Source organism: Streptomyces sp. AP-93, from assembly GCF_022808175.1.
GTDB lineage: Bacteria > Actinomycetota > Actinomycetes > Streptomycetales > Streptomycetaceae > Streptomyces.
Window position 1 is genome coordinate 67,647 of record NZ_JALGBX010000017.1, and the last position, 26,375, is coordinate 94,021.

General features: G+C 71.0%; 22 protein-coding genes. 16 read left to right on the forward strand and 6 right to left on the reverse strand.

Annotated elements, in window-relative coordinates; genetic code table 11:
- Positions 1-11: 11 nt before the first annotated feature.
- The 3 genes from MTF69_RS26160 to MTF69_RS26170 form a co-directional block, all read right to left on the reverse strand.
- Positions 12-1,322, reverse strand: a complete 1,311-nt coding sequence (locus MTF69_RS26160) for an MFS transporter (protein ID WP_243338592.1) — start codon at positions 1,320-1,322, stop codon at positions 12-14.
- Positions 1,323-1,525: 203 nt separating this feature from the next.
- Positions 1,526-2,182 (reverse strand): MBL fold metallo-hydrolase, encoded by a 657-nt coding sequence (locus MTF69_RS26165; protein WP_243338340.1) that lies wholly within the window; start codon positions 2,180-2,182, stop codon positions 1,526-1,528.
- A gap of 9 nt (positions 2,183-2,191) precedes the next feature.
- Positions 2,192-2,881, reverse strand: coding sequence for a maleylpyruvate isomerase family mycothiol-dependent enzyme (locus MTF69_RS26170; RefSeq protein WP_243338341.1), 690 nt, complete (start codon positions 2,879-2,881; stop codon positions 2,192-2,194).
- A 176-nt stretch (positions 2,882-3,057) separates the two neighbouring features.
- Between MTF69_RS26170 and uvrA the strand changes: the two genes are divergently transcribed.
- Positions 3,058-6,027 carry an excinuclease ABC subunit UvrA gene (gene uvrA / locus MTF69_RS26175; protein ID WP_374323842.1) on the forward strand — a complete coding sequence of 990 codons (2,970 nt, stop codon included), beginning with the start codon at positions 3,058-3,060 and terminating at the stop codon, positions 6,025-6,027.
- 240 nt (positions 6,028-6,267) lie between these two features.
- Here uvrA and MTF69_RS26180 read toward each other — a convergent pair whose 3' ends face one another.
- The gene (locus MTF69_RS26180; RefSeq protein WP_243338345.1) at positions 6,268-6,918 is read right to left on the reverse strand and encodes an NAD(P)-dependent oxidoreductase; all 651 of its coding nucleotides are present in this window, start codon (positions 6,916-6,918) and stop codon (positions 6,268-6,270) included.
- A gap of 115 nt (positions 6,919-7,033) precedes the next feature.
- Here MTF69_RS26180 and MTF69_RS26185 point away from each other — a divergent pair, with 115 nt between their 5' ends.
- Positions 7,034-7,639 (forward strand): TetR/AcrR family transcriptional regulator, encoded by a 606-nt coding sequence (locus tag MTF69_RS26185; protein ID WP_243338346.1) that lies wholly within the window; start codon positions 7,034-7,036, stop codon positions 7,637-7,639.
- Here the strand turns inward: MTF69_RS26185 and MTF69_RS26190 are convergent.
- Positions 7,614-8,513, reverse strand: coding sequence for a carbohydrate kinase (locus MTF69_RS26190; RefSeq protein WP_243338347.1), 900 nt, complete (start codon positions 8,511-8,513; stop codon positions 7,614-7,616). The two genes, MTF69_RS26185 and MTF69_RS26190, sit on opposite strands and share 26 nt — an antisense overlap.
- 114 nt (positions 8,514-8,627) lie before the next feature.
- On the opposite strand from MTF69_RS26190, the gene MTF69_RS26195 reads away from it, so the two are divergent.
- Positions 8,628-9,065, forward strand: a complete 438-nt coding sequence (locus tag MTF69_RS26195) for a Rieske (2Fe-2S) protein (protein ID WP_243338348.1) — start codon at positions 8,628-8,630, stop codon at positions 9,063-9,065.
- Positions 9,066-9,095: 30 nt separating this feature from the next.
- On the opposite strand, the gene MTF69_RS26200 is transcribed toward MTF69_RS26195, so the two are convergent.
- A complete protein-coding gene (locus MTF69_RS26200; protein ID WP_243338349.1) occupies positions 9,096-10,154 on the reverse strand; it encodes a hypothetical protein in 1,059 nt (352 codons plus the stop codon).
- A gap of 240 nt (positions 10,155-10,394) precedes the next feature.
- Here MTF69_RS26200 and MTF69_RS26205 point away from each other — a divergent pair, with 240 nt between their 5' ends.
- From MTF69_RS26205 to pgi, 13 genes are all read left to right on the forward strand, one after another.
- Positions 10,395-11,036 carry a papain-like cysteine protease family protein gene (locus MTF69_RS26205; protein ID WP_243338350.1) on the forward strand — a complete coding sequence of 214 codons (642 nt, stop codon included), beginning with the start codon at positions 10,395-10,397 and terminating at the stop codon, positions 11,034-11,036.
- Between the two features lie 4 nt (positions 11,037-11,040).
- Positions 11,041-11,853, forward strand: coding sequence for a hypothetical protein (locus MTF69_RS26210; protein ID WP_243338351.1), 813 nt, complete (start codon positions 11,041-11,043; stop codon positions 11,851-11,853).
- 210 nt (positions 11,854-12,063) lie between these two features.
- Positions 12,064-14,076 (forward strand): excinuclease ABC subunit UvrC, encoded by a 2,013-nt coding sequence (gene uvrC / locus MTF69_RS26215; RefSeq protein WP_243338355.1) that lies wholly within the window; start codon positions 12,064-12,066, stop codon positions 14,074-14,076.
- Positions 14,073-15,077 carry an RNase adapter RapZ gene (gene rapZ / locus MTF69_RS26220; RefSeq protein WP_243338357.1) on the forward strand — a complete coding sequence of 335 codons (1,005 nt, stop codon included), beginning with the start codon at positions 14,073-14,075 and terminating at the stop codon, positions 15,075-15,077. Before uvrC ends, rapZ begins: the two co-directional genes overlap by 4 nt.
- Positions 15,074-16,144: a uridine diphosphate-N-acetylglucosamine-binding protein YvcK gene (yvcK, locus tag MTF69_RS26225; RefSeq protein ID WP_243338359.1), complete on the forward strand. Its 1,071-nt coding sequence runs from the start codon at positions 15,074-15,076 to the stop codon at positions 16,142-16,144. Before rapZ ends, yvcK begins: the two co-directional genes overlap by 4 nt.
- Positions 16,135-17,136: a DNA-binding protein WhiA gene (gene whiA, locus MTF69_RS26230; protein WP_112449750.1), complete on the forward strand. Its 1,002-nt coding sequence runs from the start codon at positions 16,135-16,137 to the stop codon at positions 17,134-17,136. The genes yvcK and whiA overlap by 10 nt, the downstream gene beginning before the upstream one ends.
- 161 nt (positions 17,137-17,297) lie before the next feature.
- Positions 17,298-20,255, forward strand: a complete 2,958-nt coding sequence (locus MTF69_RS26235; RefSeq protein WP_243338361.1) for a M14 family metallopeptidase — start codon at positions 17,298-17,300, stop codon at positions 20,253-20,255.
- A 208-nt stretch (positions 20,256-20,463) separates the two neighbouring features.
- Positions 20,464-21,468 carry a type I glyceraldehyde-3-phosphate dehydrogenase gene (gene gap / locus MTF69_RS26240; RefSeq protein WP_243338363.1) on the forward strand — a complete coding sequence of 335 codons (1,005 nt, stop codon included), beginning with the start codon at positions 20,464-20,466 and terminating at the stop codon, positions 21,466-21,468.
- Positions 21,469-21,609: 141 nt separating this feature from the next.
- Positions 21,610-22,821, forward strand: a complete 1,212-nt coding sequence (gene pgk / locus MTF69_RS26245; RefSeq protein ID WP_243338364.1) for a phosphoglycerate kinase — start codon at positions 21,610-21,612, stop codon at positions 22,819-22,821.
- A gap of 6 nt (positions 22,822-22,827) precedes the next feature.
- A complete protein-coding gene (gene tpiA, locus MTF69_RS26250; RefSeq protein WP_243338366.1) occupies positions 22,828-23,616 on the forward strand; it encodes a triose-phosphate isomerase in 789 nt (262 codons plus the stop codon).
- Positions 23,617-23,758: 142 nt separating this feature from the next.
- Positions 23,759-23,995: a preprotein translocase subunit SecG gene (secG, locus tag MTF69_RS26255; RefSeq protein ID WP_308401455.1), complete on the forward strand. Its 237-nt coding sequence runs from the start codon at positions 23,759-23,761 to the stop codon at positions 23,993-23,995.
- 177 nt (positions 23,996-24,172) lie between these two features.
- Positions 24,173-24,508, forward strand: coding sequence for an RNA polymerase-binding protein RbpA (locus MTF69_RS26260; protein WP_007263454.1), 336 nt, complete (start codon positions 24,173-24,175; stop codon positions 24,506-24,508).
- Positions 24,509-24,663: 155 nt separating this feature from the next.
- Entirely contained in the window at positions 24,664-26,316 is a 1,653-nt protein-coding gene (gene pgi / locus MTF69_RS26265) for a glucose-6-phosphate isomerase (RefSeq protein ID WP_243338596.1), read from the forward strand.
- The last annotated feature ends 59 nt before the right edge of the window (positions 26,317-26,375 follow it).

A 26,375-nucleotide genomic window follows, 5' to 3' on the forward strand; every position in this document is an offset into this window, starting at 1 on the left:
GAGCCCCGCGGCTACACGGGGGCGGCCGCTTCGGCCGCCCCCTTCTCCGCGTCCGCGCCCGTCCGCTGCCGTACGACCACCGGGTTGGTCTCCGGCAGCAGCGCGAAACAGGCCAGCGAGACCAGGGCGATCGCCGTCAGGTACACGGCCACGGCCCACGGCGGGCCGGAGCCGTCAGCCAGCGCCGTCGCCACGATCGGGGTCAGCGCACCACCCAGCACCCCGCCGAGGTTGTAGCCCACGGCCGCGCCCGTGCAGCGGATCCGCGGGGCGTACAGCTCCGGCAGGTAGGCGCCCACCACCGCGAACATCGTCACCATGCCGAGCAGGGCGCCGAACAGGCCCACCGTCATCAGCAGCGGGTCCGCGGTGCGCAGCAGCGCCACGAACGGGAACATCCACAGCGCGGACGCGGCGCAGCCCGCCAGGCACAGCGGGCGTCGGCCGTAGCGGTCGCCGAGCACCGCGATCACCGGGGTGGCTACCCCCTTGAGGGCGACGGCCACCATGATGCAGGCCAGCATGACGGAGCGGTGCACACCGAGGTGCTCGGTGGCGTACGCGAGGGACCAGGTGGTGACCGCGTAGAAGACGGCGTAGCCCACGGCCAGGGCCCCGCCGGTCAGCAGGAGCAGGCGCCAGTGGCCCCGTAGGACCTCGGCCAGGGGAGCTTCGGCCCGGTGGCCGGTCTCGGCCAGGGCACGGAACTGCGGGGTCTCCTCCACCGAGCGGCGCAGCCACAGCCCGGTCAGGGCCAGCAGCCCCGCCACCCAGAACGGCACCCGCCAGCCCCAGGCGGCGAACTGCCCGTCGGACAGCGTGCTCGACAGGGTCAGCATCAGGCCGTTGGCCAGCAGGAACCCCACCGCCGGGCCCATCTGCGGGAAGCTCGACCACAGTCCGCGCCGCCCCTCGGGTGCGTGCTCCGAGGTCAGCAGCACCGCGCCGCCCCACTCGCCGCCGAGGCCGAGGCCCTGGAGGAAGCGCAGCAGGACCAGCAGGATCGGCGCGGCCATCCCGATGGAGGCGTACGAGGGCACGCAGCCCACCGCCACCGTGGCCAGGCCGGTGAGCAGCAGGGAGGCGAGCAGGACCGGGCGGCGGCCGTACCGGTCGCCGATGTGGCCGAAGACGGCGGAGCCGAGGGGGCGGGCGAGGAAGCCGACGCCGAAGGTGCCGAAGGCGGCGAGGGTCCCGGCGAGCGGGGAGAACGAGGGGAAGAACAGCGGCCCGAGCACCAGGGCGGCGGCGGTGCCGTAGACGAAGAAGTCGTAGAACTCGATGGCGGTGCCGACGAGGGAGGCCGTGGCGAGCCGGAGCATCGAGGGGGAGGCGGAGGAGCGGGACGGGGCGGCGGCGGCCGGGACGGCCTTGGCCTGGGGGAGGGGAGCGGGAGAGGGGTCCTGTTGCATGGTGCAGCAATTACCCTGCCCCGCCCCCTCAGGACGTGCGTTCGGCCATCAATGACCGGAAGGGAGTGCGGTCCGGCGTGAGGTTGACGGGCCGGCGCCCCCTTCGCCGCCCGCTACCAGCCGCGCTCGCGCCATTCGGTCAGGTGGGGCCGCTCGGCGCCGAGCGTGGTGTCGTTGCCGTGGCCGGGGTAGACCCAGGTCTCGTCCGGCAGCCGCTCGAAGAGCTTGTGCTCCACGTCGTCGACGAGCTGGGCGAAGGCCTTCGGGTCGCCCCAGGTGTTGCCGACGCCGCCGGGGAAGAGGCAGTCGCCGGTGAACACGTGCGGGTGTCCGTGCGGGTCGTCGTAGACCAGCGCGATCGAGCCGGGGGTGTGGCCGACAAGGTGGCGGGCGGTCAGCGTGACCCGGCCGACCGTGATCGTGTCGCCGTCCTCGACGGGCACGTCGGTCGGGACCGGGATGCCCTCCGCGTCGTAGCGGCCCGCGTACGTCCGCGCGCCGGTCGCTCCGACCACGTCCGCCAGCGCGCCCCAGTGGTCGCCGTGCTGGTGGGTGGTGACCACGGAGGCGATGCCGCCGTCGCCGATCAGGCTCAGCAGGGTCTGCGGCTCCGCGGCCGCGTCGATGAGCAGCTGCTCGTCGGTGGCCCGGCAGCGCAGCAGGTAGGCGTTGTTGTTCATCCCGCCCACCGCGACTTTGGAAATCATCAGGTCCGAGAGTTCGTGCACGTCGGCCGGACCGCCGACCTTGACCGCTCCGCTGTACGTCATGGACCGATCCTAGAGCGGCGGGAGGGCCGGCAGGGGTCCGCCCTCGGTGGTCAGGGAGGCTCCCTTGTCCGCGCGGCCGGCCAGCCAGCCCAGGAGCGCGGCGGCGGTGCCGGTGACGGTGACGGCCGGGTCGCCGGCGGAGCCGGTGCGCCAGTGGCGTCCGTCGGCGGCGGACAGGGCGGTGGGCGGCACGTCCGGGCGTCCCGACCAGCGGTCGGCCAGGAACTCGATCTCCCGGCCGGTGAACTCCTCCGGCAGGTCGGAGAGCTCGTAGCCGATGTTCAGGTCGACGTGGTGCAGCTCGACCTCGATCAGGCGCCGGAAGGGCACCCGGGCCGCCGTGTCGGTGACCCCGTTGCGGAGCTCCACGGTGCGGGTCCAGTCCTGCGGGCGCTCGGCGACGGCCTGCCAGCGATCCGCGGAATGCCGGACGTCTTCGAGCTGTTCCAGAAGGGGTCGGCCGAAGTCGCGCTCGATGTCCGCCTCGCGGGCGGCGCCGCTCTCGTACATCGGGCGGCCCTCGAAGACGTTCACCAGGGCGTCGGCGTTGCGGGCGAGGTGGGCCAGGATGTGGCCACGCGTCCAGCCGGGGAGATGTGACTCTTCGGCCAGGGCGGCGTTGTCCAGCTTCGCGGCCGCGGTCAGCAGCCGGTCCGTGGCCTCACGTACGGATCGCAGGTCATGCGCATGGTCAATCATGCGGCCGAGCCTAGTGGTGGCAGGGCCTCCGCCACACGATCGGGTGAAGCGGTCGGCGTAGTGCCGAAAATCGAATGCACGTGCTATACGCTCGGAGTCCAGTCTTCCCACTCCACCGCAGAGGCGCCCCCCAATACCCTGGGACGGGGGCCAGTGCCCCCGCTCTCTCAAGAAAGGTGCGGACCGGCGTGACCGACCGTCTCATCGTTCGTGGCGCTCGCGAGCACAACCTCAAGAACGTTTCTCTTGACCTGCCGCGCGACTCGCTCATCGTCTTCACCGGACTCTCGGGGTCGGGCAAGTCCTCCCTGGCCTTCGACACGATCTTCGCCGAGGGCCAGCGCCGCTACGTCGAGTCGCTCTCCTCGTACGCCCGCCAGTTCCTCGGGCAGATGGACAAGCCCGACGTCGACTTCATCGAGGGCCTCTCCCCGGCCGTCTCCATCGACCAGAAGTCCACCTCGCGCAATCCGCGCTCCACCGTCGGCACCATCACCGAGGTCTACGACTACCTCCGCCTGCTCTTCGCGCGCATCGGCAAGCCCCACTGCCCCGAGTGCAGCCGGCCGATCTCGCGGCAGTCGCCGCAGGCGATCGTCGACAAGGTGCTCGCGCTGCCCGAGGGCAGCCGCTTCCAGGTGCTCTCGCCGCTGGTGCGCGAGCGCAAGGGCGAGTTCGTCGACCTCTTCGCCGACCTCCAGACCAAGGGCTACAGCCGGGCCCGGGTGGACGGGGAGACGATCCAGCTCTCCGAACCGCCCACGCTGAAGAAGCAGGAGAAGCACACCATCGAGGTGGTCATCGACCGCCTCACCGTCAAGGACAGCGCCAAGCGCCGGCTGACGGACTCCGTGGAGACCGCCCTCGGGCTGTCGGGCGGCATGGTGATCCTGGACTTCGTCGACCTCGCGGAGGACGACCCCGAGCGTGAGCGGATGTACTCCGAGCACCTCTACTGCCCGTACGACGACCTCTCCTTCGAGGAGCTGGAGCCGCGCTCCTTCTCCTTCAACTCGCCCTTCGGCGCCTGCCCCGAGTGCACCGGCATCGGTACGCGCATGGAGGTGGACCCGGAGCTGATCGTCCCCGACGAGGACAAGTCCCTCGATGAGGGCGCGGTCTCGCCGTGGTCGCTCGGCCACACCAAGGACTACTTCCAGCGGCTGGTCGGCGCGCTCGCCACGGAGCTCGGCTTCCGCACCGACATCGCGTGGGCCGGGCTGCCGCTCCGGGCGAAGAAGGCCCTGCTGTACGGCCACAAGACGCAGATCGAGGTCCGCTACCGCAACCGGTACGGGCGCGAGCGGGCCTACACCACGGCCTTCGAGGGCGCGGTGCCGTTCGTGAAGCGGCGCCACTCGGAGTCCGAGAGCGACGCCAGCCGCGAGCGCTTCGAGGGCTACATGCGCGAGGTGCCCTGTCCCACCTGCCAGGGCACCCGGCTCAAGCCGATCGTGCTCGCGGTGACGGTGATGGACCGCTCGATCGCGGATGTCGCCGCGATGTCGATCAGCGAGTGCGCGGACTTCCTCGGGCGCCTCAAGCTCGACGCCCGCGACAAGAAGATCGCCGAGCGGGTCCTCAAGGAGGTCAACGAGCGGCTGCGCTTCCTCGTCGACGTCGGCCTGGACTACCTCTCGCTCAACCGCGCCGCCGGCACCCTGTCGGGCGGCGAGGCCCAGCGCATCCGCCTCGCCACGCAGATCGGCTCCGGCCTGGTGGGCGTGCTGTACGTGCTGGACGAGCCTTCCATCGGCCTGCACCAGCGGGACAACCACCGCCTGATCGAGACCCTCGTCCGGCTGCGGGACATGGGCAACACGCTCATCGTCGTCGAGCACGACGAGGACACCATCAAGGTGGCCGACTGGGTCGTGGACATCGGCCCGGGCGCCGGCGAGCACGGCGGCAAGGTCGTGCACAGCGGCTCGCTGAAGGAGCTGCTGAAGAACCCCGAGTCGATCACCGGTCAGTACCTGTCCGGCAAGCGGTCCATCCCGCTCCCGGACGTACGCCGTCCCGTGGACCCGTCGCGCAAGCTCACGGTCCACGGCGCCAAGGAGAACAACCTGCGGGACATCGACGTGGCCTTCCCGCTGGGCGTGCTCACGGCGGTGACGGGCGTATCGGGCTCCGGCAAGTCGACGCTGGTCAACGACATCCTGTACACGCACCTCGCCCGCGAGCTCAACGGCGCGCGCTCGGTGCCGGGGCGGCACACCCGGGTGGACGGCGACGACCTCGTCGACAAGGTCGTGCACGTGGACCAGTCGCCGATCGGCCGGACCCCCCGGTCCAACCCGGCCACCTACACCGGTGTCTTCGACCACGTTCGCAAGCTCTTCGCGGAGACGATGGAGGCGAAGGTGCGCGGCTATCTGCCGGGCCGCTTCTCCTTCAACGTGAAGGGCGGCCGGTGCGAGAACTGCTCCGGCGACGGCACGATCAAGATCGAGATGAACTTCCTGCCGGACGTGTACGTCCCGTGCGAGGTCTGCCACGGCGACCGGTACAACCGGGAGACGCTGGAGGTCCACTACAAGGGCAAGTCCATCGCCGAGGTCCTGAACATGCCGATCGAGGAGGCCGCGGGCTTCTTCGAGGCCGTCCCCACGATCTCGCGGCACCTGAAGACGCTGAACGAGGTGGGGCTCGGGTACGTCCGCCTCGGCCAGTCGGCGCCGACGCTCTCGGGCGGCGAGGCGCAGCGCGTGAAGCTGGCCTCGGAGCTCCAGAAGCGGTCGACGGGGCGGACGGTGTACGTCCTGGACGAGCCGACGACGGGTCTGCACTTCGAGGACATCTCGAAGCTGATCAAGGTGCTGTCGGGGCTCGTCGACAAGGGCAACACGGTCATCGTCATCGAGCACAACCTCGACGTCGTCAAGACCGCGGACTGGGTCGTGGACATGGGCCCCGAGGGCGGGTACGGAGGCGGCCTGGTCGTCGCCGAGGGCACGCCGGAGCAGGTCGCCTCGGTGGGTGCGAGCCACACGGGCAAGTTCCTGCGGGACATCCTGGGCGCGGACCGCATCTCCGACGCGGCGTCCGAGCCGGCCCGGCCGGTGAAGAAGGCGGCGCCGCGGAAGAAGGCGGCGGCACCTGCCGCTGCCGCGAAGAAGACGGCGCGAGCCCGCAAGGCGTAGCCCTCCGGGGGTGGGTGCGGGTCCGTTGCCGGGTGCGGGTGCCGCTGCGCGGGGCCTTTCCCACCCCGCCCCTTCCCGAAACCGGGCTCTGCCCGGACCCGGTCCTCAAACGCCGGACGGGCTGAAATTGCGCTGTGCGCAATTTCAGCCTCGCCGGCGTTTGAGGCGCGGGGTCTGGGGCGGAGCCCCAGGGAACGGTGGAAGGGTGGGTAGGGGACAAGCCCCGCGAAGCGGGACCGGCTACGCGGCTACGCCGATGGCGTGGCCTGTCGTCGACGGGTCGGACAGGGTGGTCAGGAGGGCGTCGGCGACGTCCGCCCGGCCGATCACCTTGCCGCCGGGAACGTTGGCGTCGACCGCCCGCCGGTACGTCCCCGTGAACGGCCGGTTCAGCAGCCTCGGCGGCCGGATCACCGTCCACTGCGTACGGCTGGCGGCGATCGCCTCCTCCATGACCGCGAGGTCCGCGTAAAGGTCCCGCAGGGCCCTGCGCAGGATCGGGTAGACCACCACCCGGACGAGCGCGCCGTCCTCCGGCCCGTCCGGGGCCACCGGCGCCGCACTGACCGCCGACAGGCGGCTCACCCCGGCCCGGTCCATCGCGGAGACGATCGACCGCAGGGCCGGGCCCGCGATCGGGGTGAGCCTGGCCTGCTTGTTGCTCGCCGCGCCGAGCGCGGAGACCACCGCCTCCTGCCCCTCCAGTACCGACAGGAGCGCGTCCTCGTCGGACAGGTCCCGCACCACCGCGACCCGCAGCCGTTCGTGCGCCGGAACGTCCAGCCGCGCCGGGTCGCGGACGACCGCCGTCACCTGGTGACCTGCTTCGAGTGCCTGCCGGACCACCTCGTGGCCGACCCCGCCCGTGGCTCCGAACACCGTGAGTTTCATGTGGCTGTGCTCCCGTATTCATGTGACGCATGACGTATGGCGCATGACGTGTGGTGCATGACCGAAACGAGGTGGGTGAGTGCTCACTCACCCCCGCTTCCGCTATGGTGAGTGAATGCTCACCCCAAAGTCAAGCCGGTCCACTCCGGAACGCCTGCTCGATGCCGCCGAGACCCTGATGCGCACCACCGGCCTGGCCAACGCCACCACGAAGGCCATCGCCCGGGAGGCGGGCTGCTCGGAGGCCGCGCTCTACAAGTACTTCGCGAACAAGGAAGAGCTGTTCGTCCGCGTGCTGATGGAGCGCCGCCCCAACGCCGGCGCGATGATGGCGGCGCTGACCGGCGACCCGGGGGAGCAGCCGGTCGAGGAGCGGCTGACGGAGATCGCCCGGTACGCCTCGCTCTTCTACGCCGAAGCGATGCCCATGTCCGCCTCGCTCTTCGCCGATCCCGTCCTGCTCACCCGCCACCGCGAAGGCGTACGGAGCATCGGCGCGGGTCCGCACGTGGTGCTGGAGGCCCTCACCGGTCATCTGTTCCGCGAGCTCGAACGCGGCAGGCTGCGCCCCGACGCCGACCCGGCCGCCGCCGCCGCGCTGCTGCTGGGCGCCTGCTTCCAGCGGGCCTTCTTCCTGCACTTCTCCGGGCCCGACACGATCGCGCCGGTCGAGGAGTTCGCCCCTGCGGTGGCCGCTACGGTGTGGGCCGCGCTCCGCTGAGCTCGCGGGCGTACGGAGGCTCCGCGCCCGCCCGGGTACAGGTCAGCGCGGCCGCCGCGGCGGCGTACGAGAGCACCTCGGGCCAGTCCACCGGGCCCGGGCCCCCCGCGCCGCCCGCGAGCCGGTGCAGCAGGGCTGCGTTCACGGTGTCGCCCGCGCCGATGGTGTCCACCACCGCGACCCGGCGTGCGGGCACCGAGTGCTCCGCTCCCTCCCGCGTCCACACCGTCAGGCCGCCGGAGCCCCGGGTGAGCACCACCGCCGAGGGTCCCGCCGCCAGCCAGTCACCGGCGCGGCCGCCCAGCCACGCCGCGTCCTCCTCCGACAGCTTGAGCACGCCGACGTGCGGCAGCCAGGACAGGAAGCGGGCCCGGTAGGCCGCCGGGTCGGCGATCAGCGCCGGACGGATGTTGGGGTCGAGCAGCGTCAGCAGCCCGCGCCCGGACTCCCGGCGCAGCAGGGTCTCGTAGGCACTGGCCCCCGGCTCCAGCACCAGCGAACAGGTGCCGAGCGCGAGGGCCCGTACCCCCTCGGGGAGCGCGGGCGGCAGCCGGAACAGCCGGTCGGCCGTGCCCTCGACGTAGAAGCCGTACGCCGCCGAGCCGTCCGGGGCCAGCGAGGGCACGGCCAGCGTGGTCGGCTCCGGTCCGCGCTGGACCAGGGAGAGGTCCACCCCGGCCGCGCGCAGCCCCTCGAGCAGCGAGGCGCCGAAGCCGTCCGTCGAGATCCGGGAACAGAAGGCGGTCCGCACGCCGAGCCGGCCCAGCGCGAGCGCGGTGTTGTACGGTCCGCCGCCCGGCCGCGGCAGCAGGGCCCCCGGCGGCTGCGCGACGGGCACCAGGTCGATCAGGGCTTCTCCACCGACGACGATCACGCGGGGGAAGGTATCCCATCGGGCGCGGGTATCGTCGGGTGGGCCCGCCCGGGCCCGGCCAGGCCGATCCCGGCCCGGCCTGATCCTCAACCCACCGCACTCCGGGAGAACCGCATGTCCGCCTCGCAGTCCGCCGCCCGCCGTACCGTCCTCAAGGGCGCCGCCGCGATCGTCGGAGCCGTCGGCGGCGGTGCTGCGCTCACGGCCTGCTCCACCGAGACCAACAGCGGCTACGGCTCCCCGGCGGTCCCCGCCGAGCCCGTCGAGCTGGGTGCGGCGGCGGAGGTGCCGGTCGGCGGCGCGAAGCTGTTCCGGGAGCAGAAGCTCGTGGTCAGCTGCGCGGAGGCGGGCCAGTACAAGGCCTTCAGCGCCAAGTGCACCCACTCCGGCTGCGTCCTGGACAAGCTCATCGAGGGTGGGGGCGTGGGCAACTGCCCCTGCCACGGCAGCCGCTTCGACGTGACCACGGGCAAGGTGCTGCGCGGCCCGGCCACCGACCCGCTGCCGGAGGTCCCGGTGAAGGTCGAGGGCGGCAAGCTCGTCGCGGGCTGACCGGCGCCGCGGCCACCGGCCGCCGCCCACTCATTCCCAGTCCCACCCGATCCCCAGGATCCCGCGCCGCACCCCCTGCTCCACCAGGTGCACGGCCCGGTGCGGCCCGCTCGGGTTCAGGTCCGCGAGCCGCCCGCGCGGCGCGCCCGGCCCGCTGCGCGTGAAGCGGCGCCAGCGCACCGGCAGCGCGGCCTCGTCGAAGCGGACCTGGAGCACGTACTGCCCGCCGGTGTAGCTGAAGCCCCGCACGTACTCGCTGCTGCGGCCCGCGGTGCCGTCCTCGAAGCCGTAGCCGAAGACGTAGGTGTCCCCGGCGCGCAGCCGGGCGTCGAAGAGCAGCTCGGCGACGACCAGCTCCGCTTCGGGGTGGCGGCGGATCCGCCCGGTCCGGCAGTTCTCGTCGGCCCGGACCCGGATCCGCTCCGGATCGCAGCCGGGGTCGCCGTGGTGGACCGCGATGTACCGGTCGACCCCGTCGCGGTGGGCCCGTACGACGTGCTGCGATTCGCGGCCGAGCAGCTCCCCGGCGGGACCGATCCGCACCCGCTCGTGGTGGCCGACCGTGTGCAGGCCGCCGTCGGCGGGCAGTTCCATGCCGGCCAGCAGCTCCTCCACGACCGCGCCCACGCTGAACAGCGCCCGGTACGAACGCGAGGGCGGCCGGGCCGCGGCGGGCGCGGCCGGATCCGGCGCGGCCAGCAGCCGCAGCAGGGCGCCCTCGGGCAGTTCCAGGATCTGCTCCAGGGCCCGTACGGCCTTCAGGGACTCGGGGCGGCCCGGCCGCCGGGCGCCCTGCTGCCAGTAACTGAGGCTGGTCACCCCGAGCTTGATGCCGCGGGCGGCGAGCCGGTGCTGCACCCGGTGCAGGGGCAGGCCGCGGGAGGTGAGGGCGGCGCGGAGCGCGAGGTGGAAGGGGCCGACGCGCAGCAGGTGCGGCAGCTCCCGGGCGCTCTCCGAGCGGGTGCGGTCCGAGCGGGCGCGGTCCGAAGGGGAGCGGTCCGAAGGGGAGCGGTCCGGAGGGAAGCCGTCCCGAGGGGCGCTGTCCGGAGGGGCGCTGTCCGGGAAGGTGCCGTTCGCGCTCGACCGCATGGCGGCTCCTCCTGTGAACGTTCACGCGACGGGGTGCGGGCGGTCCGGCGGGTGACGCCCGGGGTCCCGGTGGGTCCAGGTGGGGTGACGGCGGACGTTCACACTCTGGCCCCACCGTTCACACCGCGATGTCACGCCGTATTGAAGCGTGTTGACCTGTTCCCGACAACACCCTGATGCTCCTCCACAGCGTCCGGACGCGCTCCTCCACCCCCCACTCCCCCCATAGGGAGGAACGCGATGCGCCACAGAAACCAGCGGCTCACCCTCGCCGCCGTCATCACCGCCCTGCTCCTCGCCCTGCCCACCGCTGCCGCCACCGCCGCCGATGCCGCCGCCGGTACGGGCACCACGACCGCCGCCCCCGACATGGCCGCCGTACCCGGCGAGAGCTCGGCCCTGGCGTCCAAGCGGCTGAACATCACCATGCAGGCCCAGCAGAAGACCAACTGGTGCTGGGCCGCCGGCGGCAACACCATCGCCACCTGGTTCGGCCGCAGCTACACCCAGAACCAGTTCTGCAACGCGGCCTTCAACCGGCAGCAGGGCTACGACTGCCCCAACAACCAGGCCACCCTCGGCAATGTGCAGACCGCCCTGCGCTGGGCCGGCATCAACTCCGGCTCCTACGTGAACGGCTGGCTCCAGTACTCCACCGTGCAGACCGAGATCAACGCCAACCGCCCGGTCGAGACCCGCATCCAGTGGTCCAACGGCGGTGGCCACATGCACGTGATCTACGGCTACGACACCGCGAACAGCTGGGTGTACTGGGGAGACCCGTGGCCCTCCAGCGACCGCTACAACTGGGCCTCCCACGCCTGGTACGTGGACAACAGCACCTTCTCCTGGACCCACTCGCTCTACCGGATCGGGGCGTGACCTCATGAATCCCCGTGACCTCATGAATCCCCGCCTCGCCGCCGCGGCCGTCGCCGCGGCCGCCGTACTGGCCCTGGCCCCCACCCAGGCGTCCGCGGCGCCCGTTCCGCAGCCCCAGAACGCCACCGCCGAGAACCTGGCCGCCGCGGGACGAAGGGCGGCGGCCCCCGACACCCTCGCCACCCTGTCCCGCTTCTTCGCCCGGGAGGGCAAGGTCTCCCTCGCCGCCGCGCAGCCCCGCATCGAGGGCGAGACGGTTCCCGTGCACCACCTCTCGCCGGAGTTCGTCGCAGGGAAGGCGGGCGCGAGCGTGGCCCGGCTGGAGTTCCTCGCCAGCAAGGCCGTCTCCTCGGACGGACAGCAGGCCGCCCTGTGGACCGCGCGGACCGAAGCGGGCTGGCAGGTGGTGAACATCGCCACCGGCGACGACGAGTTCCGCTACGCACGGCTCGGCGCGGCGAAACTCCCCGGCGGGACCGTGTTCCGCGAACCGCAGATCGACGCCTGGTACGTGGCCGGCGGCGAGCGGGTGCTGCCGCTGGATCCTGACGCCATCGACGCCGTGGGCGAGCGGGGCATGAGCATCGCCGCCTACCGGGCACGGGTCGTGAAGGCGTACGGGGACAAGCTCCCCGGGTCCGCCTACGCCAAGTCCGGAAAGGCCGGCGGCTTCGCCCCCACGGAAGCCGCGGCCGGGTCCGGCGGTACGCGAGGACTGCCGGTCGGCGCCGGGGCCGCGGCCCTGGCTCTGGCCCTGGGCGCGGCCGGCGCGGTGGCCGCGCGCCGGTCCCGGCGGCAGCGGGTGGTGCGGGCGTAGCCACCCGAGGGGCCCGGCCGCCTGCCAGGCGGCCGGGCCCTGCGGGGCATGTCCCCTACCCGCCCTTCCACCATCCCCCAGACTCCGTCCGGGGGGACCCCCAGCTGGGGCTCCGCCCCAGACCCCGCGCCTCAAACGCCGGCGGGGCTGGATTTCAGGCCCTGCGGGGCTGAGGCCCGCTTGTCGGCGGGCGACAGTAGGGTGGTTGGCATGGCCGACCCTTCCAGCTACCGCCCCGAGCCGGGGCAGATCCCGGACTCCCCGGGGGTCTACAAGTTCCGCGACGAGCACCGCCGGGTGATCTACGTCGGGAAGGCCAAGAGCCTGCGCCAACGGCTGGCCAGCTACTTCCAGGACCTCGCCGGGCTGCACCCCCGTACCGCCACCATGGTGACCACGGCCGCCGCCGTCGAGTGGACCGTGGTCTCCACCGAGGTCGAGGCGCTCCAGCTCGAATACTCCTGGATCAAGGAGTTCGACCCCCGGTTCAACGTCAAGTACCGGGACGACAAGAGCTACCCCTCCCTCGCCGTCACCATGAACGAGGACTATCCGCGGGTCCAGGTCATGCGCGGACCCAAGAAGAAGGGCGTGCGCTACTTCGGCCCGTACGGGCACGCCTGGGCCATCCGCGAGACCGTCGACCTGATGCTCCGGGTCTTCCCCGTCCGCACCTGCTCCGCCGGGGTGTTCAAGCGGTCCGCCCAGATCGGCCGCCCCTGCCTCCTCGGCTACATCGGCAAGTGCTCGGCGCCCTGCGTCGGCCGGGTCACCCCCGAGGAGCACCGCGAACTCGCCGAGGACTTCTGCGACTTCATGGCCGGCCGCACCGGCACCTACCTCACCCGCCTCGAACAGCAGATGCACGAGGCCGCGGAGGAGATGGAGTACGAGAAGGCCGCCCGGCTGCGCGACGACATAGGGGCCCTGCGCCGGGCGATGGAGAAGAACGCGGTCGTGCTCGCCGACGCCACCGACGCCGACCTCTTCGCGGTCGCCGAGGACGAGCTCGAAGCGGCCGTGCAGATCTTCCACGTTCGCGGCGGCCGGGTCCGGGGCCAGCGCGGCTGGGTCACCGACAAGGTCGAGGCCGTCGACACCGCCGGGCTGGTCGAGCACGCGCTCCAGCAGCTGTACGGGGAGGAGAAGGGCGAGGCCGTCCCCAAGGAGGTGCTGGTCCCGGCCCTCCCCGAGGACACCCCGGCCCTGAGCCAGTGGCTCGCCGAGCGGCGCGGGTCGCAGGTGAGCCTGCGCATCCCGCAGCGCGGGGACAAGAAGGCGCTGATGGAGACCGTCCACCGCAACGCCCAGCAATCCCTCGCCCTGCACAAGACCAAGCGCGCCTCCGACCTCACCACCCGCTCGCGGGCCCTGGAGGAGATCGCCGAGGCGCTGGAGCTGGACGGCGCGCCGCTGCGCATCGAGTGCTTCGACATCTCCCACCTGCAGGGCGACGACGTCGTGGCCTCGATGGTCGTCTTCGAGGACGGGCTGGCGCGCAAGGGCGAGTACCGGCGCTTCCAGATCAAGTCCTTCGAGGGGCAGGACGACGTCCGCTCCATGCACGAGGTCGTCTCCCGGCGCTTCCGCCGCTACCTCCAGGAGAAGCTGAAGACGGGGGAGTGGTCGCCCGAGGACGCCGAAAACGAGCTGCAGCCCGAGGACGACGGGCGCCCCAGGCGCTTCGCCTACCCGCCCCAGCTCGTCGTGGTCGACGGCGGGCAGCCCCAGGTGGCCGCCGCCAAGCGGGCCCTGGAGGAGCTGGGGATCGACGACGTCGCCGTGTGCGGCCTCGCCAAGCGCCTGGAGGAGGTCTGGCTGCCCGGGGAGGACGACCCGGTGGTGCTGCCCCGCAGCAGCGAGGGCCTGTACCTGCTCCAGCGCGTCCGTGACGAAGCCCACCGGTTCGCCATCCAGTACCAGCGCAACAAGCGCGGCAAACGCCTGAAGGCCGGGCCCCTCGACGAGGTCCCCGGGCTCGGCGAGAGCCGCAGGCTGGCCCTGATCAAGCACTTCGGTTCGGTGAAAAAGCTGAGACAGGCGACAATCGACCAGATCTGCGAGGTCCCGGGCATAGGCCGCAAGACGGCCGAGACCGTGGCCGTGGCCCTCGCCCAGGCCGTTCCCGCCGGTCCCGCCGTCAATACGGCGACCGGGGAGATCATTGAGGATGAGACCCCCGCGTCCGCGGGAGCAGCATCCGATCGGGGGACCGAGCAATGACCGAGCACGAGACCCGCCGCGACCGAGGATCCGAGCAGGATTCCGGAAGTGGCATCGCAGACATCGCATCCGAGTACGACCGAGACGGAGCACAGGTGAGTACGGGCACGACAGTGGAGCCCGGAGATACCGCCGAGGCGGCCATCCCCGAGCTGGTGATCATCTCCGGTATGTCCGGGGCCGGCCGCAGTACGGCGGCCAAGTGCCTGGAGGACCTCGGCTGGTTCGTCGTCGACAACCTCCCGCCCGCGCTGATCACCACCATGGTGGAACTCGGCGCCCGCTCGCAGGGCAACGTGGCGCGCATCGCCGTCGTCGTCGACGTCCGTGGCCGCCAGTTCTTCGACGCGCTGCGCGAATCCCTCGCCGACCTGGAGACCCGCGGGGTCACCCGGCGGATCGTCTTCCTGGAGTCCTCGGACGACGCCCTCGTCCGCCGCTTCGAGTCGGTCCGCCGCCCGCACCCGCTCCAGGGCGACGGACGCATCGTCGACGGCATCGCCGCCGAGCGCGACCTGCTGCGCGAGCTGCGCGGCGACGCCGACCTGGTCATCGACACCTCCAGCCTGAACGTGCACGAGCTGCGCGCCAAGATGGACGCCCAGTTCGCCGGCGACGAGGAGCCCGAGCTGCGGGCCACCGTCATGTCCTTCGGCTACAAGTACGGGCTCCCCGTCGACGCCGACCTCGTCGTCGACTGCCGCTTCATCCCCAACCCGCACTGGGTCCCGGAGCTGCGCCCCTTCACCGGCCTGAACGAGGAGGTGTCGGGCTACGTCTTCAGCCAGCCCGGCGCCAAGGAGTTCCTCGACCGCTACACCGAGCTGCTCCAGCTCATCGCCACCGGCTACCGCCGCGAGGGCAAGCGGTACGTGACCATCGCGGTCGGCTGTACCGGCGGCAAGCACCGCAGCGTCGCCATGTCGGAGAAGCTCGCCGCCCGCCTCGCCTCCGAAGGAGTCGAGACCGTCGTCGTCCACAGGGACATGGGGCGCGAGTGACCGGACGTACCATGCGGCTCCGCCGCCTGCGCCGGCTCACCGCCGGCAAGGGCGAGGACGGCGCGGGCCGCACGGGCCTGCGCCGGGGCGAGGCCCCCGAGGGGGTCTCGCCCAAGGTCGTGGCGCTGGGCGGCGGCATGGGCCTCTCGGCCTCGCTGACCGCCCTGCGCCGGATCACCGGCGAGCTGACCGCCGTCGTCACCGTCGCCGACGACGGCGGCTCCAGCGGCAGGCTGCGCGAGGAGCTCGGCGTCCTGCCGCCCGGCGACCTGCGCAAGGCGCTGGCCGCGCTGTGCGGTGACGACGACTGGGGCCAGACCTGGTCGCGGGTCATCCAGCACCGCTTCCAGTCCCAGGGCGACCTGCACGAGCACGCGGTCGGCAATCTGCTGATCGTCGCCCTGTGGGAACAGCTCGGCGACCCCGTCCAGGCCCTGGACCTCGTCGGCAAGCTGCTCGGTGCCCAGGGCCGGGTGCTGCCGATGTCGGCGGTCCCGCTGGAGCTCCAGGCCCTCGTCAAGGGCCACGATCCGGCCCGCCCCGAGGAAGTGGACACCGTACGGGGGCAGGCCACCGTGGCGCTGACCCCCGGCGAGGTGCTCTCCGTACAGGTGGTGCCGAGCGACCCGCCGGCGGTGCCGGAAGCGGTCGCCGCGGTGCTCGACGCGGACTGGGTCGTGCTCGGTCCGGGGTCCTGGTTCTCGTCGGTGATTCCGCACCTGCTGGTGCCCGAACTGCTCGATGCGCTGGTCGAGACGAAGGCCAGAAAGGTGCTCTCGCTGAACCTCGCACCACAACCCGGCGAAACAGAGGGCTTCTCTCCGCAGCGTCATTTGGAGGTTTTGGCCCGACACGCCCCTAAACTCGCCCTGGACGTGGTGCTGGCCGATCAGGCTGCCGTGCCCGATCGCGAGTCCCTCGCCGATGCCGCAAAACGGTTCGGCGCCGCGGTCGAGCTGGCGCCGGTTGCCAGGCAGGACGGCTCTCCGAAGCATGATCCGGAGCTGCTGGCCGCCGCGTACGACCGTATTTTTCGTATGCATGGAAGGATCGGCCCATGGCGATGACGCCCGCGGTGAAGGATGAGATCGCCCGCCTGCCTGTCACCCGCACCTGCTGCAGGAAGGCGGAGGTCTCGGCGATCCTTCGGTTCGCGGGCGGGTTGCACCTGGTGAGCGGCCGGATCGTCATCGAGGCGGAACTGGACGCGGGGATCGCGGCCCGCCGCCTGCGCAAGGACATTCTGGAGATCTTCGGACACTCCTCAGATCTGGTGATCATGGCTCCGGGCGGTCTGCGCCGGGGCAACCGGTACGTGGTCCGCGTGGTCGCCGGCGGCGACCAGCTCGCCCGCCAGACCGGTCTCGTGGACGGCCGCGGCCGTCCGATCCGGGGTCTGCCGCCGCAGGTGGTCTCCGGGGCCACCTGTGACGCCGAGGCGGCCTGGCGCGGGGCCTTCCTGGCCCACGGCTCGCTGACCGAGCCGGGACGCTCGTCCTCCCTGGAGGTCACCTGCCCCGGTCCGGAGGCCGCGCTGGCCCTGGTGGGCGCCGCCCGCCGGCTCTCCATCGCCGCGAAGGCCCGTGAGGTCCGCGGCGTGGACCGGGTCGTCGTACGGGACGGGGACGCCATCGGCGCCCTGCTGACCAGGCTCGGCGCCCACGACTCGGTGCTGGCCTGGGAGGAGCGGCGGATGCGGCGCGAGGTTCGCGCCACCGCGAACCGCCTCGCCAACTTCGACGACGCCAACCTGCGCCGCTCGGCGCGGGCCGCGGTGGCCGCCGGAGCCCGGGTCCAGCGGGCCCTGGAGATCCTCGCCGAGGAGGTCCCCGAGCACCTCGCCGCGGCCGGCCGGCTGCGCATGGAGCACAAGCAGGCCTCCCTGGAGGAGCTGGGCGCGCTCGCCGACCCGCCGCTGACCAAGGACGCGGTCGCGGGCCGGATCCGCCGCCTGCTGGCGATGGCCGACAAGCGGGCCCAGGACCTCGGGATCCCGGGCACCGAGTCGAACCTCGACCTCAGCGACAGCGAGGAGCTGGCCGACAACATGGCCGGCTGAGGCCTGCTGGGGACTACGGCAGAAGGGGCCCGCACGATCACTCGTGCGGGCCCCTTTTCGGTAGGCCCCATTGACATGAGCATGGGCTGATCGTGAGCCTGTCGTCCGAAGCTTTCGTGGCAGACGGGAGCTTTCGTGGCAGACGACGCCCAGGGGGGCACATGAGGCACCGCGCGAGATCGATCCTCGCCGCAAGCGCTTTCGTCTTCGGCACCACACTCGCCGCACTACCCGCAGCGGCTCAGGCCCAGCCCGGCTCGGCGGACAAGCCCGCCGCCGACGAGGTACGGGTCTACGACGCCGACATCACCAAGGAGCAGGTCCCGCTGGTCCTCGCGGCCGGCCAGGACGCGCACGAGCTCTCCGAACGCGCCCCGGAGACGGGGACCGCCAAGGTCGAGCTCTTCCTCACCGGCGGTCAGGCCAAGGAGCTCGCGGCGCAGGGGATCCCGCTCGCCGAACGCAAGGTCGGCGCCAAGGCCGCGGCGCGCTCGCTGGCGGCCGGTGACGGGGTCTTCCGCCCCTACAGCGGCAAGGGCGGGCTCCAGGAGGAGATCCTGCGCACCGCCCAGGAGAACCCGGGCCTGACCAAGGTCGTCTCCATCGGCAAGACCGTCCAGGGCAAGGACATCCTCGCCCTGAAGGTCACCAAGAACGCCAAGAAGTCCAGGGACGGCGCCAAGCCCTCCACGCTGTACATGTCGAACCAGCACGCCCGTGAGTGGATCACCCCCGAGATGACCCGGCGGCTGATGCACCACACCCTCGACGGCTACGGCAAGGACCCGCGGATCACCAAGCTGGTGGACACCACCGAGCTGTGGTTCCTGCTCTCCGCCAACCCCGACGGCTACGACTACACCTTCGCCCCCGACGGCCGGCGGCTGTGGCGCAAGAACCTGCGCGACAACAACGCCGACGGCAAGATCACCGCGGGCGACGGCGTCGACCTCAACCGCAACTTCACCTACAAGTGGGGCTACGACAACGAGGGCTCCTCGCCCAACGAGTCGAGCGAGACCTACCGCGGCGCCAAGCCCTCCTCGGAGCCCGAGACCGTCGCCCTCGACACGTTCCAGAAGCGCATCGGATTCGACTACGGCATCAACTACCACTCCGCCGCCGAACTGATCCTGTACGGCGTGGGCTGGCAGGTGGCCACCCCCACCCCCGACGACGTCGCCTACAAGGCGCTCGCCGGCACCCCGGAGAACCCGGCGGTCCCCGGCTACTACCCGCAGGTCTCCTCCGAGCTCTACACCACCAACGGCGAGGCCGACGGCCATGCCGCCAACGCCAACGGCATGATGATGTTCACGCCGGAGATGACCACCTGCCAGACGGCCTCCGCGATCGACCCGGACGACCAGTGGAAGCCCGAGGACTGCGCCTCCGGCTTCAACTTCCCGGACGACGAGAAGCTCATCCAGGCCGAGTTCGCCAAGAACATCGACTTCGCGCTCTCCGTGGCCGAGAGCGCCGAGCGTCCGGACCAGCCGAAGTCCTCCCTGGGCCTGACCGCCGCGGACTTCACCCTCGACCCCTTCACCACCTCCTACGCGGCCCGCGGCGAGGACCAGAAGGTCGCCGTCACGGCCCGCAAGGCGCTGAAGGACAAGGAACTCCAGTACAGGATTAATGGGGGCCGCACCCACGACGAGGACCTCGAGGCCTGGAAGGGCGGTGAGGTCTACGGCGGCGAGGACAACAACTGGTTCGACGAATACCGCGCCGAGGTCGAGGGCGCCAAGCCCGGCGACAAGGTCGAGGTCTGGTTCACCGGCCGCGACCGCGGCAAGCAGGTCTCCAGCGAGCACTTCACCTACACGGTGGCCCAGCGCCCCCGCGCCGACGTGCTGGTGATCGCCGAGGAGGGCGCCCCGGCGCAGCACGCGCAGGCCTACGTCGACGCCCTGCGCGCCAACGGCAAGAGCGCGGCGGTCTGGGACGTGGCCGTCCAGGGCGCCCCGCACCACCTCGGAGCCCTCTCCCACTTCCGTACGGCCGTCCACTACACCGGGGCCAAGTCCCCGGGCGGCGACACCCAGCTGGCCGTGCGCGACTTCCTCAACGAGGGCGGCAAGCTGATCGAGGCCGGCGAGCTGGCGGGCGGCAACGCCCAGGTCGGCCGCGCCGTGACCAACGACTTCAGCCAGTACTTCCTCGGCGCCTACGGCCGCGCGGGGGTCACCGGCCCCACCGGCTTCACCGGAGCGGGCTCCCTGACCGGGGCCAAGGGCGCCCTCGGCGACGCCACGGGCAACCCGCTCGACCGCCCGGGCTCCTACACGGTCACCTCCGACACCCTGCCCGCGGCGCAGTTCCCGCAGTTCAAGAGCGCGCAGTCGGGCCAGTACGCCGGAGTCGTGAACCCGTACGCCCCGTACGCCGGCGCGTCGATGGCCTCGGCCACGCACGCGGACGACGACTGGAAGCGCCTCACCCGCACCATCGACCTCACCGGGGTCACCGCGGCCGACCAGCCGAAGCTCAAGATGGCGCTGAACTGGAACACCGAGGAGGGCTACGACCACGCGGTCCTGGAGTCCCGTACCGCGGGCGGCGACGACTGGACCACGCTGCCCGAGGCGAGCGGCCTGACCACCACCACCGTTCCGGAGGAGTGCGGGGCCGGGTTCTTCATCAACGGCCACCCGTTCCTGCGCCGCTACCTCACCCTCGACGCCGGTGGCTGCACCCCGCAGGGCACCAGCGGCATGTGGAACTCCTTCACCGCCTCCTCCGGCGGCTGGAAGCAGGTCTCCTTCGACCTGAGCGCCTACGCGGGCAAGACCGTCGAGGTCTCCCTCGCCTACATCACCGACCCGGGCTCCGGCGGCCGCGGAGTCTTCGCGGACGAGGCCCGCGTGTCGATCGGCGGCGCCGACCAGCCGGCCGAGGGCTTCGAGTCCTCGTTCGGTGTCTGGACCGCCCAGGGCGCACCTGCCGGAAGCCCTGAAGTTCCGGGCGAATGGTCCCGGTCGGGCGAGCTGTTCAAGTCCTACGCCTCCGTCACTACGCGTGACACCGTGCTCCTGGGCTTCGGCCTGGAACACGTGCCGGCCGCGGCCGACCGCGCCGTACTCGTCGGTAAGGCGCTCCGCTCGCTGAACCACTGATCAGAGCCCCCGACCGGGCTCACCGTGAGTGACCGGGCACAAAGTCCCCGAGGTCCTGTAGTCGTCTTGGAGTGCGGGGCTTCGGGGCGTGTCACAGGACGGTCGATGTCACTCCGAAGCTCACGGAGAGGTAGTGTCGTAAGCGGTCGGGGACATCCCATACAGCTCGCTGGCGGACAGGCCGGCGCACCAACGAGGAGATCGGTTCGTGACGATCCGCGTAGGCATCAATGGTTTTGGCCGAATTGGCCGCAACTACTTCCGGGCGCTTCTGGAGCAGGGAGCGGACATCGAGATCGTCGGTGTCAACGACCTGACTGACAACGCAACCCTGGTTCACCTCCTCAAGTACGACACGATCCTGGGCCGTCTCAAGGCCGAGGTCAGCCACACCGACGACACCATCACCGTCGGCGGCAACACCTTCAAGACCTTCGCCGAGCGCGACCCCGCGAACCTCCCCTGGGGCGAGCTGGGCGCCGACATCGTCATCGAGTCGACCGGCATCTTCACGAAGAAGGCCGACGCCGCCAAGCACATCGCGGCCGGCGCGAAGAAGGTCCTCATCTCGGCTCCGGCCAAGGACGAGGACATCACGATCGTGATGGGCGTCAACCAGGAGAAGTACGACGCGGCCAACCACCACGTCATCTCCAACGCCTCCTGCACCACCAACTGCGTGGCGCCGATGGCCAAGGTCCTCCTGGAGAACTTCGGCATCGTCAAGGGCATGATGACGACGGTCCACGCGTACACGAACGACCAGCGCATCCTGGACTTCCCGCACTCGGACCTGCGCCGGGCGCGCGCGGCCGCCGAGAACATCATCCCGACCACCACGGGTGCCGCCAAGGCCACCGCGCTGGTCATCCCGGAGCTGGCGGGCAAGCTCGACGGCATCGCGATGCGCGTCCCGGTCCCCACCGGTTCCGTGACCGACCTCGTCATCGAGCTCGAGCGCGAAGTCACCAAGGACGAGGTCAACTCGGCCTTCCAGAAGGCCTCTCAGGGCCAGCTCAAGGGCATCCTGGACTACACCGAGGACGCGATCGTCTCTTCCGACATCGTGAACTGGCCGTACTCCTGCACCTTCGACTCCTCCCTGACGATGGTCCAGGGCAAGAGCGTCAAGGTCATCGGCTGGTACGACAACGAGTGGGGCTACTCCAACCGCCTCGTCGACCTGACCGTGTTCGTCGGCGGTCAGCTCTAAGCACCAAGGCAAGGCACCACGATGTGAGCACCGGGGCTCGGGCAGCGCGATGAAGCGCTGTGCGGGCCCTGTTGCTTGCCTCGTACCCCTCTCGCCCCGCACGGGTAGAGTCCTGGGCTGGGAAAAGGAGTAGAAAACAGCATGAAGACGATCGACGAACTTCTCACCGAGGGCGTTTCCGGCAAGCGGGTCTTCGTCCGCGCCGACCTCAACGTGCCGCTCTCCAACGGTGAGATCACCGACGACGGCCGCATCCGCGCCGTGCAGCCGACCATCGCGAAGCTCGCCGAGGCCGGCGCCCGCGTGATCGTGGCCTCGCACCTGGGCCGCCCCAAGGGCGCCCCGGACCCGGCCTTCTCGCTGGCGCCCGCCGCCGCCCGCCTCGGCGAGCTGCTCGGTACGGACGTCGCGTTCGCCACCGACACCGTCGGCGCCTCCGCCAAGGAGACGGTCGCGGGCCTCGCCGACGGCCAGGTCGCCGTCATCGAGAACCTGCGCTTCAACGCCGGTGAGACCGCGAAGGACGACGCCGAGCGCGGCGCCTTCGCGGACCAGCTCGCCGAGCTGGCCGACGTCTACGTCGGCGACGGCTTCGGCGCTGTCCACCGCAAGCACGCCTCGGTCTTCGACCTCCCCGCGCGCCTCCCGCACGCGGCCGGTTACCTCATCGCCACCGAGGTCGGCGTCCTGAAGAAGCTGACCGCCGAGGTCAAGCGCCCGTACGTGGTCATCCTCGGCGGCGCCAAGGTCTCCGACAAGCTCGCCGTCATCGACGAGCTGCTGGGCAAGGCCGACCGCCTGCTCATCGGCGGCGGCATGGCGTACACCTTCCTCTACGCCAAGGGCTACGAGGTCGGCATCTCCCTGCTCCAGAAGGACCAGGTGGACGTCGTCAAGGAGTACATGGAGCGCGCCGAGAAGAACGGTGTCGAGCTGGTCCTCCCCGTCGACATCCTCGCCTCCAAGGACTTCCCGGACCTGAAGACCAAGGCCCCGGCGGACTTCATCACCGTCGACGCGGACAAGATCCCCGCCGACCAGGAGGGTCTGGACATCGGTCCCAGGACCCGCGAGCTGTACGCCTCGAAGATCGCCGACGCCGAGACCGTCTTCTGGAACGGCCCCGTGGGCGTCTTCGAGCACCCCGACTACGCCGGCGGCACCCGCGCCATCGCGCAGGCCCTCGTCGACAGCGACGCCTTCACCGTCGTCGGCGGTGGCGACTCGGCCGCCGCCGTGCGCACGCTCGGCTTCGACGAGAACGCTTTCGGCCACATTTCGACCGGTGGCGGCGCCTCCCTCGAGTACCTCGAGGGCAAGACGCTCCCCGGCCTCGCCGCTCTGGAGGTCTGAACCCTGATGACTGAGAACACCGCCGGCCGTACCCCGCTGATGGCGGGCAACTGGAAGATGAACCTCAACCACCTCGAGGCCATCGCCCACGTCCAGAAGCTCGCCTTCGCCCTGGCCGACAAGGACTACGACTTCGTCGAGGTCGCGGTCCTGCCGCCCTTCGTCGACCTCCGCTCGGTCCAGACCCTGGTCGACGGCGACAAGCTGAAGATCAAGTACGGCGCCCAGGACATCTCGGCGCACGACTCCGGTGCCTACACCGGCGAGATCTCCGGACCGATGCTCTCGAAGCTGAAGTGCACGTTCGTGGCCGTCGGCCACAGCGAGCGCCGCCAGTACCACGGCGAGAGCGACGAGATCTGCAACGCCAAGGTCAAGGCCGCCTACAAGCACGGGATCACCCCGATCCTGTGCGTCGGCGAGGGCCTCGACATCCGCAAGGCCGGCCAGCAGGTCCAGTACACGCTGAACCAGCTCGACGGCGGCCTCAAGGACATCCCGGCCGAGCAGGTCGAGTCCATCGTGATCGCGTACGAGCCCGTCTGGGCGATCGGGACCGGCGAGGTCGCCACCCCCGAGGACGCGCAGGAGGTCTGCGGTGCCATCCGCGGCCGTCTCGCGGAGCTGTACTCGCAGGAGCTGGCCGACAAGGTCCGCATCCAGTACGGCGGCTCGGTCAAGTCCGGCAACATCGCCGCGATCATGGCCCAGCCCGACGTCGACGGCGCCCTGATCGGCGGCGCGGCGCTGGACGCGGACGAGTTCGTGAAGATCGTCCGGTTCCGCGACCAGTGACGTTCATCGTGAGTATGCGGTAGGGCGGATCCGTCGTACCCTTGCGGGGGCCAGAGGCTGAACCAGCCGCTGGCCCCCGTGCTCGTTATCGGCAATACGGGAAAGCCGGAAAGCCAGTAAGCCCAGAAAGTAGGAATCAGCCGTGATTTTGGGGTTCGAGATCGCCTTGGTCGTCTTCAGCGCCCTGCTGATGCTGCTCGTGCTGATGCACAAGGGCAAGGGCGGCGGTCTTTCCGACATGTTCGGCGGCGGTATGCAGTCGTCGGTCGGCGGCTCCTCGGTCGCGGAGCGCAACCTCGACCGCATCACCGTCGTGGTCGGTCTGCTCTGGTTCGCCTGCATCGTCGCGCTCGGTCTGCTCATGAAGACCAGCAGCTGAACCGTTCTGGCCATTCCGGCCGTCCGGTCGGCTCCCCCCGGCCTATCATGAGGTCCGGCGTTCTTGTCTGGAATGGGTAACTCCATTCCTGGACGGGCGCCCGCCTTACGTAGACTTGGGCGCCCGCGACGGAATCCACTCACGTTTCGCGGCACCATCACGCAGGGAGTTACGACCGTGGCAAGTGGCAACGCGATCCGTGGTAGTCGGGTCGGAGCGGGGCCGATGGGTGAGGCCGAGCGCGGCGAGTCCGCGCCCCGCCTGCGCATCTCCTTCTGGTGCTCGAACGGGCACGAGACGCAGCCGAGCTTCGCCAGCGACGCGCAGGTGCCGGATACCTGGGACTGCCCGCGCTGCGGGTTCCCGGCCGGCCAGGACCGGGACAACCCGCCCGCGCCGCCGCGCACCGAGCCGTACAAGACGCACCTGGCGTACGTGCGGGAGCGGCGGACGGACGCCGACGGCGAGGCGATCCTCGCCGAGGCGCTCGCCAAACTGCGCGGCGAGATCTGACGCGTCCCACCGAACGACCGACGTGGCATCAGGCCCGGCCCGCAGGAGTCTTCTCTCCTGCGGGCCGGGCCGCTTTGTGTCGGTTGTGCCGCTTCCCATCCCTTAGGTTGGAACCGGCGGGGCACGACAGGACAGGAAGTGGGTTGATGTCCGAGATGAACGCAGACAGCCGTACGAGGCTCAACCGGACGGCCGAGTGGCACGCACTCGGCAAGCACCGGGACGAGTTGGGGCAGACGCATCTGCGGGAGCTGTTCGAGGCGAATCCGGGCCGGGGCACCGGCTACACCCTGCGGGTCGCAGACCTGCACATCGACTACTCGAAGCACCTCGTGACCGACGAGACGCTGACACTGCTGCGCGAACTGGCCGCGGCGACCGGCGTGGCCGGGCTGCGCGAGGCCATGTTCCGCGGCGAGAAGATCAACACGACCGAGGACAGGGCGGTCCTGCACACCGCGCTCCGCGCACCGGCCGACGCCGTCGTCGAGGTGGACGGGGAGAACGTCGTACCCGGCGTCCACGCGGTCCTCGACAAGATGGCCGCCTTCGCCCGCCGCATCCGGTCGGGGGAGTGGACCGGCTCCACCGGCAAGCGCATCAAGAACGTCGTCAACATCGGCATCGGCGGCTCCGACCTGGGACCGGCGATGGCGTACGAGGCGCTGCGCGCCTTCTCCGACCGGGGCCTGACCCTGCGCTTCGTGTCCAACGTGGACGGCGCCGACCTGCACGAGGCCGTGCGGGACCTGGACCCCCACGAGACGCTCTTCATCATCGCGTCGAAGACCTTCACGACGATCGAGACCATCACCAACGCCACCTCGGCGCGCGCATGGCTGCTCGCGGGCGTCGGCGGCGACCAGGCGGCCGTGGCACGGCACTTCGTGGCGCTCTCCACCAACGAGGAGAAGGTCTCCGAGTTCGGCATCGACACGGCCAACATGTTCGAGTTCTGGGACTGGGTCGGCGGGCGGTACTCCTTCGACTCCGCGATCGGGCTGTCCCTGATGATCGCGATCGGCCCGGAGGCGTTCCGGGAACTGCTCGGCGGATTCCACACCATGGACGAGCACTTCCGCACGGCGCCCGCCGAGGAGAACGCCCCGCTGCTGCTGGGCCTGTTGGGGATCTGGTACGGGGCGTTCTTCGACGCCCAGTCGCACGCGGTGCTCCCGTACAGCCACTACCTCTCCCGGTTCACCGCGTACTTGCAGCAGTTGGACATGGAGTCCAACGGCAAGTCGGTGGACCGCGAGGGCAACCCGGTGGACTGGCAGACCGGACCGGTGGTGTGGGGCACGCCCGGCACCAACGGCCAGCACGCCTACTACCAGTTGATCCACCAGGGCACCCGGGTGATCCCGGCGGACTTCATCGGCTTCGCGCGGCCGGTGGACGAACTCTCGCCGGCGCTGGCGGCCCAGCACGACCTGCTGATGGCCAACTTCTTCGCGCAGACGCAGGCACTGGCCTTCGGCAAGACGGCGGACGAGGTCCGGGGGGAGGGCGTCGCCGAACCGCTGGTCCCGCACAAGACCTTCGCGGGCAACCACCCGACGACCACGATCCTGGCGACCGAGCTGACCCCGGCCGTACTGGGCCAGTTGATCGCGCTCTACGAGCACAAGGTGTTCGTCCAGGGCGCGGTGTGGAACATCGACTCCTTCGACCAGTGGGGCGTGGAGCTCGGGAAGGTGCTGGCCAGGCGGGTCGAGCCGGCGCTCACCGAAGGCGCGGAGGTACCCGGCCTGGACGCGTCGACGCGCGCGCTGGTGGCCACGTACCGCTCGCTGCGCGGCCGCTGACCCGGTCACACCTGACGTGAAAGTGCCCGCTCTCCGTGGGGAGGGCGGGCACTTTCGCG